This window comes from Mesorhizobium dulcispinae (genome assembly GCF_033977345.1).
Taxonomy (GTDB): domain Bacteria; phylum Pseudomonadota; class Alphaproteobacteria; order Rhizobiales; family Rhizobiaceae; genus Mesorhizobium; species Mesorhizobium dulcispinae.
In genome coordinates this window covers 261,461-275,396 of record NZ_JAVIIY010000007.1, presented here as the reverse complement: position 1 = coordinate 275,396, position 13,936 = coordinate 261,461, and the positions used below count along the sequence as shown (strand labels likewise).

General features: G+C 63.9%; 11 protein-coding genes. 2 read left to right on the top strand and 9 right to left on the bottom strand.

The annotated features are described in order from the left end of the window. Both RFN30_RS17805 and RFN30_RS17800 read right to left on the bottom strand, forming a co-directional pair. Positions 1-1,212, bottom strand: a complete 1,212-nt coding sequence (locus tag RFN30_RS17805; protein WP_320263383.1) for an SGNH/GDSL hydrolase family protein — start codon at positions 1,210-1,212, stop codon at positions 1-3. A 115-nt stretch (positions 1,213-1,327) separates the two neighbouring features. Continuing rightward, the gene (locus tag RFN30_RS17800) at positions 1,328-2,548 is read right to left on the bottom strand and encodes a lytic murein transglycosylase (protein ID WP_320263382.1); all 1,221 of its coding nucleotides are present in this window, start codon (positions 2,546-2,548) and stop codon (positions 1,328-1,330) included. Positions 2,549-2,772: 224 nt separating this feature from the next. Between RFN30_RS17800 and galU the strand changes: the two genes are divergently transcribed. After that, positions 2,773-3,678: a UTP--glucose-1-phosphate uridylyltransferase GalU gene (gene galU / locus RFN30_RS17795; RefSeq protein ID WP_320263381.1), complete on the top strand. Its 906-nt coding sequence runs from the start codon at positions 2,773-2,775 to the stop codon at positions 3,676-3,678. Positions 3,679-3,765: 87 nt separating this feature from the next. Here the strand turns inward: galU and RFN30_RS17790 are convergent, their stop codons facing one another. Next, positions 3,766-5,550, bottom strand: coding sequence for an outer membrane beta-barrel protein (locus RFN30_RS17790; protein ID WP_320263380.1), 1,785 nt, complete (start codon positions 5,548-5,550; stop codon positions 3,766-3,768). Positions 5,551-5,710: 160 nt separating this feature from the next. On the opposite strand from RFN30_RS17790, the gene RFN30_RS17785 reads away from it, so the two are divergent. Then, entirely contained in the window at positions 5,711-6,712 is a 1,002-nt protein-coding gene (locus RFN30_RS17785) for a KpsF/GutQ family sugar-phosphate isomerase (protein WP_320263379.1), read from the top strand. A 6-nt stretch (positions 6,713-6,718) separates the two neighbouring features. Here RFN30_RS17785 and RFN30_RS17780 read toward each other — a convergent pair whose 3' ends face one another. The 6 genes from RFN30_RS17780 to RFN30_RS17755 form a co-directional block, all read right to left on the bottom strand. Further along, on the bottom strand, positions 6,719-7,216 hold the full coding sequence (locus tag RFN30_RS17780) for an NfeD family protein (RefSeq protein ID WP_320263378.1): 498 nt from the start codon (positions 7,214-7,216) through the stop codon (positions 6,719-6,721). Positions 7,217-7,347: 131 nt separating this feature from the next. Next, positions 7,348-8,298, bottom strand: coding sequence for an SPFH domain-containing protein (locus RFN30_RS17775; RefSeq protein ID WP_320263377.1), 951 nt, complete (start codon positions 8,296-8,298; stop codon positions 7,348-7,350). A 136-nt stretch (positions 8,299-8,434) separates the two neighbouring features. After that, positions 8,435-9,499, bottom strand: a complete 1,065-nt coding sequence (hemH, locus tag RFN30_RS17770; protein WP_320263376.1) for a ferrochelatase — start codon at positions 9,497-9,499, stop codon at positions 8,435-8,437. Positions 9,500-9,649: 150 nt separating this feature from the next. After that, positions 9,650-11,722 carry a 5'-nucleotidase C-terminal domain-containing protein gene (locus tag RFN30_RS17765; RefSeq protein ID WP_320263375.1) on the bottom strand — a complete coding sequence of 691 codons (2,073 nt, stop codon included), beginning with the start codon at positions 11,720-11,722 and terminating at the stop codon, positions 9,650-9,652. A 189-nt stretch (positions 11,723-11,911) separates the two neighbouring features. After that, positions 11,912-12,283 carry an outer membrane lipoprotein Omp10 gene (gene omp10, locus RFN30_RS17760; protein WP_320263374.1) on the bottom strand — a complete coding sequence of 124 codons (372 nt, stop codon included), beginning with the start codon at positions 12,281-12,283 and terminating at the stop codon, positions 11,912-11,914. A gap of 189 nt (positions 12,284-12,472) precedes the next feature. Continuing rightward, entirely contained in the window at positions 12,473-13,918 is a 1,446-nt protein-coding gene (locus RFN30_RS17755) for a homospermidine synthase (protein ID WP_320263373.1), read from the bottom strand. Between the last annotated feature and the right edge of the window lie 18 nt (positions 13,919-13,936).

Here is a 13,936-nt window from a genome sequence, read left to right as displayed (position 1 = left end):
CTACCGGCTTATCGCTGTGGTCGTGTCCGACGATGCAGTGGGCATCTTCGGCGGCCAGGAAAAATCGTCGGCGCGGCCGGGCGAGGCGGCCGGTGCCTTGCCTTCGACGGTGAGCTTTTCGCCGGGCAGGTTCGGATCGGCCTTGGCGGGCGGCGCGGCGCCCAGCAGTTCGGTGCCGCCGTCGAGCGCGGGGTCGCTGAGCAGCATCGGCACGGTGCGGTCGACGATGACGGGGGCCGCGGCTGGCTTCGGTGCCTCGACCGGAGCGCCTGCCGGCGCGGAGACCGTGGTGACGCTTCCCGGTGCCGCCAGCCCAAGGATCTTGGCCAGCGGCTTTTCGGTATAGAAGGCAAGCTTGCGCTTGCCGGCCTTGGTGACATTGATGCCGTCGTCGGAGCGCAAGCGCACCGGCTGGCCGTTGATGTCGGGACCGGAGGCGACAAAGGCGCCGTTCTCGTCGACGAAGCCGTCCCAGACATCGACGAACTCGCCGCCATGCGCCTGTGCGGCCGAATGATAGATGTCGTTGAAGGCCAGCATGTCCGAGGTCATCTTCGCCGCCCCGAACGCCGGCATGCCAACCCACAGGAACGGCACCTTTGCATCTTGAAGGGCCTTGCCGAGCGCATCGGTGCGGCGCTCGTATTCCTTGGTCCAGTTCTCGGAGCGCGGCTGTTCGCGCACGTCGCCGACGCGCATCTGCTGGCGGTCGTTGGAACCAAGCATGATCACCACGACCGACGGTTTCTCCGTCTCGATCAGCGACTTGATCTCGACCGGCCAGTTGTAGAAATCGTCGCGCACGAAGCCGGACGAGCCGTTGCTGCGTGAAACGATCCTGACTGCGGCATTGTCAGCAAAGGCGGTGTCGAGGCCCTCGGCCAGCCCGCCCGCTAGGAAATCGCCGACCACCAGCACGACGCGGGCATCCGGCGTCTTCTCGACGATCGGCGTCTCCGGTTCGGCCGGCGGGCGCGGTTTGGATTTCTTCTTTGGCTTCGGCCTTGCCTTCTGGATTTCGACCGGCGGCTCGATGCGCTCGCTGCGGCGCGGGAACAGGAGATCGCGCAGCGACCAGCCGCGGCTTTCCTCTTCCTGCGCGAAAGCCGGTGAATGGAAGGCGCTGGAGCCGGCGACGGCAAGCACAGCGATGGCCAGAACGAGGATCGGCAGGCGGCGAACGATCAGCAGGATACGCGCAACCGTAACCAATCAAGTCTCCATCCCTTGGCGCATGACCATTGAAAAAGCGGAGCAGTCATGTGCAGGCCGAAGCGCTACAGCATCCTTTCCGTCTTTGAAAGGATGCTTCACGCCATGGACGGCTCTATTGCTTCCGGAGCCATTTCAGCACTTCCAGGCTCGGATAGCCATCCTGGGTCAAGCCGACCTTCGCCTGGTAAGCCATGATGGCGGCCTTCGACCCTTCGCCAATCTTGCCGTCGAACTTGCCGTCATAATAGCCGTGCTCGGAAAGCCGCTTCTGCAGTTCCTGGCGTTCCTCGAAGCTGAGCTTGGTGAAAGGCCGCTGCCAGTCCTGCACAAGGCCGGTGCCGCCGGCGATCTCGTCGGCGAGCAGGCCGACGGCCAAAGCATATTTGTCGGCATTGTTGTAGGCCTTGATGACCGAGAAATTCCTGATCATCAGGAAGGCTGGGCCGCCCCTGCCGTCCGGCACCTTCAGCGTCGCCTTGTCGGTCAGGTTCCTGAACGGCTTGCCGTTGGCCCTGGCGACGCCGAGCGCCTGCCATTGTGCCAGCGTCTTCGATCCGGAGGGCAGCTTGCCCGCCGGCAAGGTCACTTCGTAGCCCCAGGTTTTGCCGGCCTGCCAGCCGTTCTTCTTCAAAAGGTTGGCGGAGGTCGCCAGCGCATCGGGGATCGAGTTCCAGATGTCGCGCCGGCCATTGCCGTCCATGTCGACTGCATAGCGCTGGTAGCTGGTCGGGATGAACTGCGTCTGGCCCATCGCGCCGGCCCAGGAACCCATGAGATGGCTTTCGTCGATGTCGCCTGTCTGCAGGATCTTCAACGCGGCTATCAACTGGGTGCGGGCATATTTCGACCGCTGCGGGTCGCCATAGGCAAGGGTCGCCAGCGAGCGGATGACGTTGCGCATGATGTCGTCGCGCTTGAGGGTCTCGCCATAGTTCGATTCCATCGACCAGATGGCAAGAAGGATGTTGCGGTCGACGCCGAACCGCGCCTCGATGCGGTCCAGCCACGGCTTCCATTTTCGCGCCATCGCCTGACCGTTGGCCACCGACTGGTCATGCACGCGGTTGTCGAAGTAATCCCAGGCGGGAGCGGTGAATTCCGGCTGGGTGCGGGCTTTTTCCAGCACGACCGGGTCGGGCTCGATGCCCCTCATGGCCTGGTCGTAGACAGCGCCGGAAACGCCGCCCGAAACCGCAGTGGCACGGAAGCCTGCGACCCACTGGCGGAACCCCGCATCGGCGAAAGCGGGTCCGGCGGGCATCAGCAAGGCAAGCGTGAGGCCTGCGGCCGTCACCAGTGCCGTCAGGCGCCTTGCGGTGTTGCGAACGGACATCTTTTCCTCCTTCGTCAAATCAGGAAGGATCATTCAACGCCGAACCGGGTTAGTATTTAGTTTACCATAGGTGCCGCCGGGAACGAAAAGAGAGGCCGCGGCTTTTAGCCCTGCACGTTCAACTCAGCCGTTCGGGTAGTGCAACATTCCGGCGTTAAAATGTTCGGGGGGATTGCGGAGCTGATCGCCGGGCGGATAATGGGCTCAAAACGATGGGGCGGAGCATGAAGCGAGTTCGCAAGGCAGTTTTCCCGGTCGCCGGTCTCGGCACGCGGTTTCTTCCGGCCACCAAGGCCATTCCGAAGGAGATGCTGACGGTCGTCGACCGGCCGGTCATCCAATATGTGGTCGACGAGGCGCGCGACGCCGGCATTGAGCATTTCATCTTCGTGACCGGGCGCAACAAGGCGGTCATCGAGGACCACTTCGACGTCCAGTTCGAGCTCTACGACACGCTCGCCCAGCGCGGCAAGGACGACCAGCTCGCCCGCCTGCAGCGGCTGCAGCCGGCGCCGGGACAGACCAGCTTCACGCGCCAGCAGGTGCCGATGGGACTTGGCCACGCCGTGTGGTGCGCGCGCGAGCTGGTCGGCGACGAGCCGTTCGCGCTGCTTTTGCCCGACATGATCATGCAGTCGGAGAAAAGCTGCATGAAGGACATGGTCGAGCTTTACGCAGAGACCGGCAACAACATCATCGCCGTGCAGGAATGCGATCCGGCCGAGGCGCACAAATACGGCATCGTCGGCCGTGGCGAGGACACCCATCACGGCTTCCGCATCACCGGCATGGTGGAGAAGCCGAAGCCGGGCACGGCGCCCTCCAATCTGTTCATCAACGGGCGCTATATCCTGCAGCCCGAGATTTTCAGCATCCTCGAAAGCCAGGAGCGCGGCGCCGGCAACGAGATCCAGCTGACCGATGCGATGCTGAAGCTGGAAAAACAGCAGCCCTTCTACGGCTATCACTACACGGGACGCACCTTCGACTGCGGCTCGCCGGAAGGCTTCGTCGAGGCCAATGTCGCTTTCGCGCTGTGGCGCAACGACATGAACGAGAGCATGGCCGGCGTCATCCGCACCCTGCTGGATGAAGTGCGGCCGGGGGAGCGGCGCGGCGCGGTATCGTAGCTGCTGGCTAAGGACCTACCGTGCTTCGTCATTCTGGGCTCTCTGCGACACCGCTTCGCTGCCGCCAATCCCGAGGATTGCGAAGCGTCAGCGTTGCACCTTCAGCCCGAGATAGACGCTGTTGGCGACATAGTCGCGGCCGGGCAGGCTGCTGGTGAGCTTCTCCGTCTTCACCCGCGTGGTGAGGCCAGCGTAGCGGTTCAGCCACCAGGTCAGCCCGGCCTCGGCGCTCAGGATGAGATCGTGGCCGTTGGAGCCGGTATAGTCGCGCCAGTCGAGGCCAAGCGTCGAGTTGGCCGTCAGGTTGGCGCGGACCTGGCGCTCGCCGGTGAGCCGGCCCGAGTACAGGAGGTCGCCGCTCTCGTTGGCCGTGGTCGTGCTCTCGATCGTGGTCCTGCCGGTGAGCCCGATGATCGTGCCGCGCTCGGGCGACCATTTGAGATCGGCGTTGACATAGGGGCCAGCATTGGCCGGCAGGCGGTCGTCATCGATCGCTTCGCGCAGCCATCCGACCGAGAACTCGCCGGACAGCTTCTCGCGCATGTCGAGCTCGAGGCCGGCGCGGGCGCCGAGCCGCGTCGAGGAGCGCTCGAAACCGTTGCTGTCGAGGCGCAGATCATAGACCCGCCGGCCGGCTTCCGCCTCGACGAAGGGAGTGATGGCCGGTGAGACCTGATAGCCGGTACGCAAGGTCGCCGAGTAGAGCGTGGAGTCGCGATGCTTCTGCGACAAGACGGTGCCGTTCGAGAGGTTGGCGTCGCCGTAGAAATCATGCGTGACAGCGCCGGTCAGCGCGTAGCGCATCTTGCCGACATCCTTCTCGACGCCGAGGCTGCCGTTGACGGTCTGCCGCAGCGGCTGCGAGGTGACGCCGGCAATCGCATCGGGCGAGGAGGCCGATTCGGGCACGGCCTCATAGCCGAGCTTGGCGATGGCGCGCAGCTCATTGTCGAGGTCGACATTGAGCTGGCCCTCGATCCGCCCCTGCGCATCGTTGATCTTCTGGCCCGTGAGCGTGTTGCGGAAGATGCCGTAGCCGTCGATGACGGCTGAATTCTCGCGCCAGTCGGAGGTGGCGGAAAAACGCAGCGCCGTTTCGGACAGGACCGCCGACCTGCCGCCGCTGCTGTTATCGGCGTTGGACGTCGCGGTAAAGCCTTGCTCCAGCGTCGGCCGGAAGACGAAAGTGCCGACCTTGATGCCGGGAGCGGCAAAGGGATCGTCTTCGGGCTTGATTTTCTGGCCTTCGATGGAGCCAGTGCGTTCAGCACCGGGATCGAGCTTCTGCCGGTCGACGCTGTCGATGGTGACGGCGCGGCGGTTGGCGCCGTCTTCGTCGGCCGCCGCCGTGTCGGCCTGATCGCCGGTGGCTGCGGTCTTGGTTGTGCTGTCGGTGGTCTGGCCAGGCTTCTTCTTGGCCTTTTTCTTGTCGGCCGCCTTGGCGTCGCTTTTGGCGTTGGCGTCAGTTGCGCGCTGTCTGGCGGTCGACGGTCGACGTGGCTTGGCCACGGTCCGATTGTCGGCGAAAGGATCGTCCGTTGCTTGCGGCTGGTCGAAGATGCTGCCCGCCGCTGTCTGGTCGTCGTCCGGAACAGCCCCAGAGCTTTCCGGCTGGTAGGGATTTGCGGGCGTCTGGTCCGCAGCCGCCTGGGCCGGCGCCGCTTGATCCAGCGATCCTTGCGCCCGCAACTGCCGCGCCTTGCGCTGCTGGTCGGCCAGGATCGCCGATTCGGAGACTTCGCCGCGCAGCTCGGTTTCCTGCGCGAACACCGGCGCCGGGCGCAGCAAGGCAAGAATGCTTGCCGTCAGCAGAAGCGCTGCAACGGCAATGCCCTTCCGACCCGTTTTCGTATCTGGCTCGCCCCCGGACATTGTCACCACTGCTCGCGCGGCGCAGGCGCGCCATACTTACCGGACCGTAAATGCGGATGGTTAACGGAGGGTTGAAACGGGCCGGTTGCACTACCTCCGACGCACGCGACACGGGAATTCCGTTGGACAGGCGGGCGACATGGCGCTAATGGCATCTGCCATGCACGCGGGGTCCCCAGAAAGAAAGCGGCCGGACAGGCAGGCTGCGATCGAATCGGCACTGAGAACTGTGGCGACGGAGCAGGCCGGTGTCGCGGCGCTTGCCACGGCGCTCGACGATGGCTTGGCCGAGCCGTTCGCGGCCGCCATCGATCTCATTTCGCGCATCGAGGGGCGTGTCATCGTCACCGGTGTCGGCAAGAGCGGCCATATCGGCTCCAAGATCGCGGCGACGCTCGCCTCGACCGGCACGCCCGCCTTCTTCGTCCATCCCGCCGAGGCCAATCACGGCGATCTCGGCATGATCGCCAAGGACGATGCGATCATCGCCATGTCCTGGTCGGGCGAGAGCAAGGAACTGATGGGCATTGTCGCCTATTCCAGACGCTTTTCGATCCCGCTGATCGCCATCACCTCTGGTGAGAACTCGGCGCTGGCGCGCGCCGCCGATGTCGTGCTGCTCCTGCCGGTCGTGCCGGAGGCCTGCCCGCACGGGCTGGCGCCGACGACATCGGCGCTGCTGCAACTGGTCATGGGCGATGCGCTGGCGATCGCGCTGCTCGAGGCGCGCGGTTTCACGCCGGACCACTTCCGCACCTTCCATCCCGGCGGCCAGCTGGGCGCCAACCTGATGCAGGTCTCCGAGATCATGCGGGTGGGCGATCAGATCCCAACCGCGCTTGTCGGAACGAAGATGCCGGAAGCGGTCATGACGCTATCCAACAAGAAGGTTGGCTGCGTCTGCATCGTCGATACGAAAGGCGAACTGGTGGGGATCATCACGGACGGCGATGTCGCGCGCAATCTGCATCGTAACCTCGCCAACATAGCCGTGGAAGATATCATGACGAGAACGCCAAAGACGGTCGACCCGCAGACCCTGGCCGGCACCGCCATCGCCCTTCTCAACGAGCACAATATCGGGGCGCTGGTCGTGACCGAGAACAAGATGCCTGTAGGCGTGGTTCACTTCCACGACCTGCTGCGCATAGGCGCTGCCTGAAGAAGTTCAGATCGCCTCTACAGTCAGCTCCAAATCGGTATCGGCGGCGCCTGTCACGCGAACCTGCGTGCCGGCCGGCAGGTCGGGGCCGGAGACACGCCACAGCGTATCCCCCAGCCTGATGCGGCCGCGGCCGTTTTGGATCGGCTCGGAGAGCGTCGCCGTGCGGCCGACCATCTGCGCGCCGCGGCGGTTGAGCAGCGGCTGATCGATCTCGCCGGCGCGCGCTGCCGTCAGCCTCTTGCCGACGAAGGCCGAGATTACGGACAGGACGAGGAAGGCGATAACCTGAACCTGCCACGTCCAAATGGCGCCATTCAACTCGGCCTGCCACGGCCAGATGGTGGCATAGCCGATGAACAGCGAGATCGCGCCGATGATCAGCGCCGCGATGCCGATCCACAGCATGAACACGCCAGGCGCCACGATTTCCATCACCAGGAGCACGAAGCCGAGGACCATCCAGTTCCACGGGCCGAGTTCCGAAACGATGCGCTCGATCATTGACGTTCTCCCACCCAGAGCGGTTCATCGTTTCGTGGAAACGGTGAACCGCTCTATCTCTTTGTTTTGACGCAATTCCGGACGGAAAACCGCTCCACGCTTTTCCTGGAATTGCTGTACACGGCGTCACATCAATTGTCGCTCGGCCGCACGACCGGCGTCCGCGAGCCCTGCCGCGGCGCACCGGACGAGCCGTCGGCCTTGAAGACTTCGCGGGCGATCTCGCCGATGCCGCCCAACGTGCCGATCAGCGAGGAGGCTTCCAGCGGCATCAGCACGATCTTGTTGTTCGAGGAGGAGCCGATCTTGGCCAGCGCCTCGGTGTATTTCTGGGCGATGAAGTAGTTGATCGCCTGCACGTCGCCCTTGGCGATGGCTTCCGACACGACCTGCGTCGCCTTGGCCTCGGCTTCGGCCGATCGCTCGCGTGCCTCGGCGTCGCGGAACGCGGCCTCCCTGCGGCCTTCGGCCTCGAGGATCTGCGATTGCTTCAAGCCTTCGGCGGCGAGGATCTGGGCGCGCTTGTCGCGTTCGGCCATCATCTGGCGGCCCATCGATTCCACCAGATTGGCCGGCGGGTTGATGTCCTTGATCTCGACACGGGTGATCTTGATGCCCCACGGATGCGCCGCCTCGTCGACGACACGCAGCAGGCGCTCGTTGATCGCGTCGCGGTTGGACAGCAATTCGTCGAGGTCCATCGAGCCCATGACAGTGCGGATGTTGGTCATGGTGAGGTTGAGAATGGCGTTCTGCAGCCCGGCCACCTGGTAGGCCGCCTGCGCGGCGTTGAGCACCTGATAGAAGGCGACGCCGTCGACGCCGACGATGGCGTTGTCGCGGGTGATGATCTCCTGCGTCGGCACATCGAGCACCTGCTCCATCATGTTCATCTTGGCGCCGATGCGCTCGAAGATCGGGTTGATGATGTTGAGGCCAGGCGTCAGCGTCTTGGTGTAGCGCCCGAAACGCTCCACCGTGTAATTGTAACCTTGCGGCACCGTTCTGATGCCTTTGAAAAGAAGGATGATGACCAGGAAGACAAGAACAATGATGGCAATATCGAAACCGCTGAAGCCCATTTCGTTTCTCCCTCAAAAGGCGGCGACCTCACGAAATCACTTAAGTGTGTTTCCGCAGCGTTACAATCAGGTGATCATGAATATTGGTTAGCGGAGGCTTTTGCGCACCGGCTTCAAGGCTTGTCGGTGAAGCCCGTCACACCCAGCCGGACAGCTCGCGCCGCACCAGCGCCTCGATCACCGCCATGCCCTCGGCGCTGTCATTGAGGCAAGGGATATGGGCGAAGTTCCTGCCGCCGGCGTGGTGGAAGGTCTCTGCCGCTTCGCGGCCGATCTCGTCCAGCGTCTCGATGCAGTCGACGGAAAAACCCGGATTGACGATCGCGATCGATTTGACCCCGTCCTTCGCCAGCTTCTCGACGGTGACGTCGGTGTATGGCTGCAGCCATTCCTGGGCGCCGAAGCGCGACTGGAAGGTGGTGATGAGCCTCTTCTCGTCCCAGCCCAGTCTTGCCCTGAGCAGCCGCGTCGTTTCGAGGCAATGCGCCTGGTAAGGGTCGCCCTTGTCGGAATAGGGTTTTGGGATGCCGTGGTAGGAGGTGATCACCACCTCCGGCTCGAAGTCGAGCGTCGCCAGATTTTGCTCGATCGAACGGGCGAGCGCGTCGATATAGACCGGCTCGTCGTAATAGGGCGGTACGCTGCGGATCGCCGGCGCATGCCTGATCTGCATCAGCGCGCGGAACAACTGGTCGTTGGCGGTCGCCGTCGTCGTCGCCGAATATTGCGGATAGAGCGGAAAGGTGAGGATGCGCTCGCAACCCTGCTCGACCAGCCGGCGGGCGACGTTTCCGGTGGAGGGATTGCCGTAGCGCATCGCCCAGTCGACCGCGACGTTCGGCAGATCAGTGAGCGAACCGGTCAGTTTCTCGGCCTGCGAGCGGGTGAAGGTGCGCAACGGCGACTCATTCTTTTCCCGGTTCCAGATCCTGGCGTAGTTGGCGCCGGACTTTTTCGGCCGCGTGGTGAGAACCAGCCCGTAGAGGATCGGATACCAGATCGCCTTGTTGAGCTCGATGACGCGCGGATCGGAGAGGAATTCCCTCAGATAACGCCACATCGGCTTGAAGTCGGTACCGTCGGGCGTGCCGAGATTGATCAGCATGATGCCGATCTTGCCCGCCTTCACCGGCGCGGCGCCAGCCGACGCCCTGCCGGCGGTCTCGGCGGCTTTCGCATCGGCTGGATCGGCAAGCGTCATCAACAGTCTCCGGGCGTGGGCGCCGCGAAAGTAGCGATGCCGTACCGGTTTTCAATGCTGCGTCTGGCCGCACCTTATCCCGTTCCCTGCTGAAAACGGAACACCCGCCCGGTTTCCCGGGCGGGTGCTGCGAATTCGGGGCGAAGGATCCTACTTCGCGGCCGGCGGGATCGTCAGTGTGGCGCCGAGCGGCAGGCGACGCGGCCTGAAATCCTTGTTGGCTTCGGAGATCAGCTTCCATTTGGCGCCGTCGCCATAGTTCTTCTTGGCCAGGTCCCAGTAGGTATCGCCGGCGGCGATCACATGGCTGGTCTCTGGGCTGGTCCCGGCCGGCTTGGCCTCGGCCGGCGCCGTCTCGGCCGGCTTGGCCGTTTCGGTTGCCGGCGCGGGCGTTGCCGGAGCCGTCTCGGCAGGCTTTGCCCCCGGCGTTGCCGGTGCCGTCTCGGCCGAAACGGTCGGCGGCGTGCCGGCGATGTCGCCGGAATTGGACGGCAAAGCCGGCATTGCAGGTTCGGCGGTCGCTGGCGCCGCTGGTTTGGCGGGCTCGGCGGCTGGTGCCGTCGTGGCCGGAGCAGTCTCGGCCGGCTTTGCCGGTTCAGCCGCCGCTACCGTCGCGCCGATCTCGGTGATGCGCCCGTCGAGCTTCGGCGTGTAGGGCCGGTGCGCGGCGAGATAGTCGGCTACCACCTGCTCCAGGCCCGGACCGTAGTCGTAGGCGTCGGTCGCCTTTTCGGCGAAGACCTTGTAGCCATCGCCGCCCTGGCGGACATAGTTATTGGTGGCGACGAGATATTGCTTGTCCGGGTTGATTGGCGCCCAGGCGCCATTCTCCATCACCTCGACCGATTTGACGCGGCCGGCATTGGGCGCGACCGACTTGTCGAAGGAATATTTAAGGCCAGCCACCTGCGGGAAGCGGCCGGCGCCGTCCTCGATCTGGCTGAGGCCGTTTTCGAGACCGGCGACCAGATCCTTGCCGGAGATCTTGAACGTCGCCAGCGTGTTCTGGAACGGCAGCACCGTCAGCACTTCGCCCATGGTCACGATGCCCTGGTCGATCGAGGCGCGCAGGCCGCCGCCGTTCGAGATGACGATCTCGACGCCCTGGCCCTTGACGCGGTCGAGGATGGCGTCGGAGACGAGATTGCCCATCTCGCATTCCCGCGCCCGGCAATTCTCGCGGCTGCCGTCGATTGCCTTGGTGGTCTCGGCGACCTCCTTGCTTTTCAGCGCCTCGATCGGCGCGCCAAGTTCCTTGATGCGGGCGAGAACGGCGGGATCAGGCGTGATCGACTTGTCGAGATAGATCGGGTCGCCGCTTGCCGACTTGACGACGCCGTTGTCGTCGAAGACTACCTTGAACTCGCCGAGATATTTCGAATAGGACGCCGCCTGCACCACCGGCACCTTGTAGCCGTCGGGATTGTCGACCATCGTCGGATAGGGGCCCCCCGCCTTCGGATCGGTGTTGGACAGGAGCGTGTGGCTGTGGCCGCCGACCACCACGTCGACGCCTGGGATCTTGGCGATCACGTCGCGCTCGCGGTTGTAGCCGATATGGGTGACGGCGATGATCTTGTTGATCCCTTGCGTCTTCAGTTTCTCGACCTCGGCCGTGATCGACTTGACGTCGTCGGCGATGGCAATGTTCGGGCCGGGCGAGGCCAGTTCCGGCGTGTCGTTGGTGACGGCGCCGACGATGCCGATCTTCTGGCCGCCGACCTCGACCACGATCGACGGTCTGATCTTGCCGTTGGCGCCGGACTTGTCGTTCGGCAGGACATTGGCGCTGACGACCGGGAACTTCGCCTTGTCGAGGTAAGGCACCAGCGCGCTCTCGCCGTCGTCGAATTCATGGTTGCCGAGCGTCACCGCGTCGGGCTTCATCTGATTGAGGAAATCCTCCTCCGCAGCACCTTTGTAGGTGATGTAGAACAGCGATCCCTGGAAGCTGTCGCCGGCATTGAGCAGCAGCACGTTCTGGCCTTCGAGCTTCTTGCGCTCCTGCGCGATCGCGGTGATCAGCCGGCCGGCGCCGCCGATGCACTCGCCCTTGGTCTCCTCCTCTGCGGAACAGGTCGACTCGTATTTGTTGTTGCCTTCGATGCGGCTGTGCCAGTCGTTGAAATGCAGGATGTTCAGCGTGTAGTCGGCAAAGGAGGCTCCGGCCGACAGGCCAAGTGCTGATGCGGAAAGGGCGGCAATGGCGGCAAATTTCTTCATTCTCGTCTCCCGGATGAGCTGACCTGAAGTGCTTAAAGCCCTCGCTTGACCGAAACATAACAGTCAGCCTCGGGTCATGTTCACATCGCGTTTTGGCCGATGCAAGCGGAAATCGGGAAGAGCTTTGCCGGCACAAAAAAAGGACGGCGGCTCGCGCCGCCGTCCTTGAGGAGGTCGATCTTTGACGGCTCAGGCGCGGCGCGTCAGCACGAAATTCTGGCCGCTGGCGCTGGTGCAGTTGAGCTGGCTGGTCGAGACCATCAGGCAATTGAAGCTGACCGGCGTCTGGCGGATCAGCGAGGTGCCGTGGATCTCGACCGAGGTCGGGCCGGTCATCGTGTAGCTGCCTTCGGACAGCTTCTGGCCGGTGTCGGTGGCGACAGTGGTGAAGCTGCCGGCCGCGAAGGTCGACAAGCCGGTGCCCTTGGCGTCGATCCAGTTGCCCTCGACGCCCTTGGGCGCCGCCGCGATCGGCTCGGAAGGGCCGGTGGTGGTGCAGGCCGCAGCGGCCAGAAGGCTTGCCGCGGCGCCTGCCGAAAGCAATTTGCGCGCAATCGTCATTTCTAAAACCCTCTCCTCTCGCATCGGCCCGAAAATCGCTTTCCGATTTTCGGAAAGCACGATGCGTGCATTCAAAGTGCTAGAGCGTACCTTGTGCGTCCGAAGGGACGCACGTCGCTCTAGGCCGCCTGTCTTCAATCGCCCGATTTCCGGGCGATTGCAAGGTGGACAGAGATACCGGCAGAGCCGCTATCGCACCAGGATGTTGCGGAACTGCCACGGGTCGTCCTTGTCCATGTCCTCCGGGAAAAGGCCGGGGCGATTATCCAGCGGCGTCCAGTCGGTGTAATAGCCCCTGACCGGCCCAAGATAGGGAAACTGCACTTCCAGGCAGCGCCTGAAATCCATCTCGTCGGCCTCGACGATGCCGGCCGTCGGATTTTCCAGCGCCCAGACCATGCCGGCGAGCACCGCCGAGGTGACCTGCAGGCCGGTGGCGTTCTGGTAGGGTGCGAGCTTGCGCGCCTCGGCCAGCGACAGCTGCGAACCGTACCAATAGGCATTCTTGTCGTGGCCGTAGAGCAGCACGCCGAGCTCGTCGACGCCGTCGACCAGCTCGTTCTCGTCGAGCACGTGATGCACGGGCTGCGCCTTGCCGGCGGTGCCGAACATCTCGTGCAGCGACAGCACGGCGTCGTTGCAGGGATGGTAGGCGTAGTGGCAGGTCGGGCGGTAGTTCACCTTGCCCTTCTTGCCGCGCACGGTGAAGAAATCGGCGATCGAGATCGCCTCGTTATGCGTCACCAGGAAGCCGTATTGCGGGCCGGGCGTCGGGCACCACGAGCGCACGCGCGTGTTGGCGCCGGGCTGCTCCAGGAAGATCGCCGCCTGCGAGCCGTTCTGGTGCTTCTTGCCGTTCTTCGGCATCCAGGTCTCATGCGTGCCCCAGCCGAGCTCGGCGGGCTGCAGGCCTTCCGAGATGAAGCCCTCGACCGACCAGGTGTTCCAGAACACATCCATCGGCTTCGGCTTCTTGGTGCGCTGGGTGTCGCGCTCGGCGATGTGGATGCCCTTGACGCCGGCCTTCTTCATCAGCTTCGCCCAGCCCTCGCGGTCGTGCTCCGCCGGCACCACAAACTCGAGCCCGAGATCGGTGGCGAGGTTGACCAGCGCCTGCTTGACGAACCACGAGACCATGCCTGGATTGGCGCCGCAGCAGGAGATCGCGGTGGTGCCACCCGGGGCCTTTTCCTTCTCCTGGCGCACGCTTTCGCGCAGCGCATAGTTGGTGCGCGAGGCGTTGTCGGCCTTTGTGTCGAAATAGAAGCCGAGCCAGGGCTCGACGACCGTGTCGATATAGAGCACGCCGAGCTTGCGGCAGAGCTTCATCAATTCGAGCGAGGAGGTGTCGACCGACAGGTTGACGCACATGCCCTGGCCGCCGCCATTGGCGAGAAGCGGGGTCAAGAGCTTCTTGTAGTTCTTCTTGGTGATCGCATCCTGCATGAAGGTGATGCCGCGCTCGTCGAGCAACTTGCGATCGGTGTCGACCGGGTCGATGACCACCATGCGCGACTTGTCGAACTTGAAATGGCGTTCGATCAGCGGCAGCGTTCCCCGTCCGATCGAGCCGAAACCGATCATCACGACAGGGCCGGTGATTTCACCGTAAACGGGCCAGTTTTCATTCGCCATTTTTTCGGGCACTCCTTC

Bases quoted from the DNA above. Each gene is read 5' to 3' on its own strand.
- RFN30_RS17800 (WP_320263382.1), bottom strand. From the start codon at position 2,548: ATGTCCGTTCGCAACACCGCAAGGCGCCTGACGGCACTGGTGACGGCC.
- galU (WP_320263381.1), top strand. From the start codon at position 2,773: ATGAAGCGAGTTCGCAAGGCAGTTTTCCCGGTCGCCGGTCTCGGCACG.
- RFN30_RS17790 (WP_320263380.1), bottom strand. From the start codon at position 5,550: ATGTCCGGGGGCGAGCCAGATACGAAAACGGGTCGGAAGGGCATTGCC.
- RFN30_RS17785 (WP_320263379.1), top strand. From the start codon at position 5,711: ATGCACGCGGGGTCCCCAGAAAGAAAGCGGCCGGACAGGCAGGCTGCG.
- RFN30_RS17780 (WP_320263378.1), bottom strand. From the start codon at position 7,216: ATGATCGAGCGCATCGTTTCGGAACTCGGCCCGTGGAACTGGATGGTC.
- RFN30_RS17775 (WP_320263377.1), bottom strand. From the start codon at position 8,298: ATGGGCTTCAGCGGTTTCGATATTGCCATCATTGTTCTTGTCTTCCTG.
- hemH (WP_320263376.1), bottom strand. From the start codon at position 9,499: ATGACGCTTGCCGATCCAGCCGATGCGAAAGCCGCCGAGACCGCCGGC.
- RFN30_RS17765 (WP_320263375.1), bottom strand. From the start codon at position 11,722: ATGAAGAAATTTGCCGCCATTGCCGCCCTTTCCGCATCAGCACTTGGC.
- omp10 (WP_320263374.1), bottom strand. From the start codon at position 12,283: ATGACGATTGCGCGCAAATTGCTTTCGGCAGGCGCCGCGGCAAGCCTT.
- RFN30_RS17755 (WP_320263373.1), bottom strand. From the start codon at position 13,918: ATGGCGAATGAAAACTGGCCCGTTTACGGTGAAATCACCGGCCCTGTC.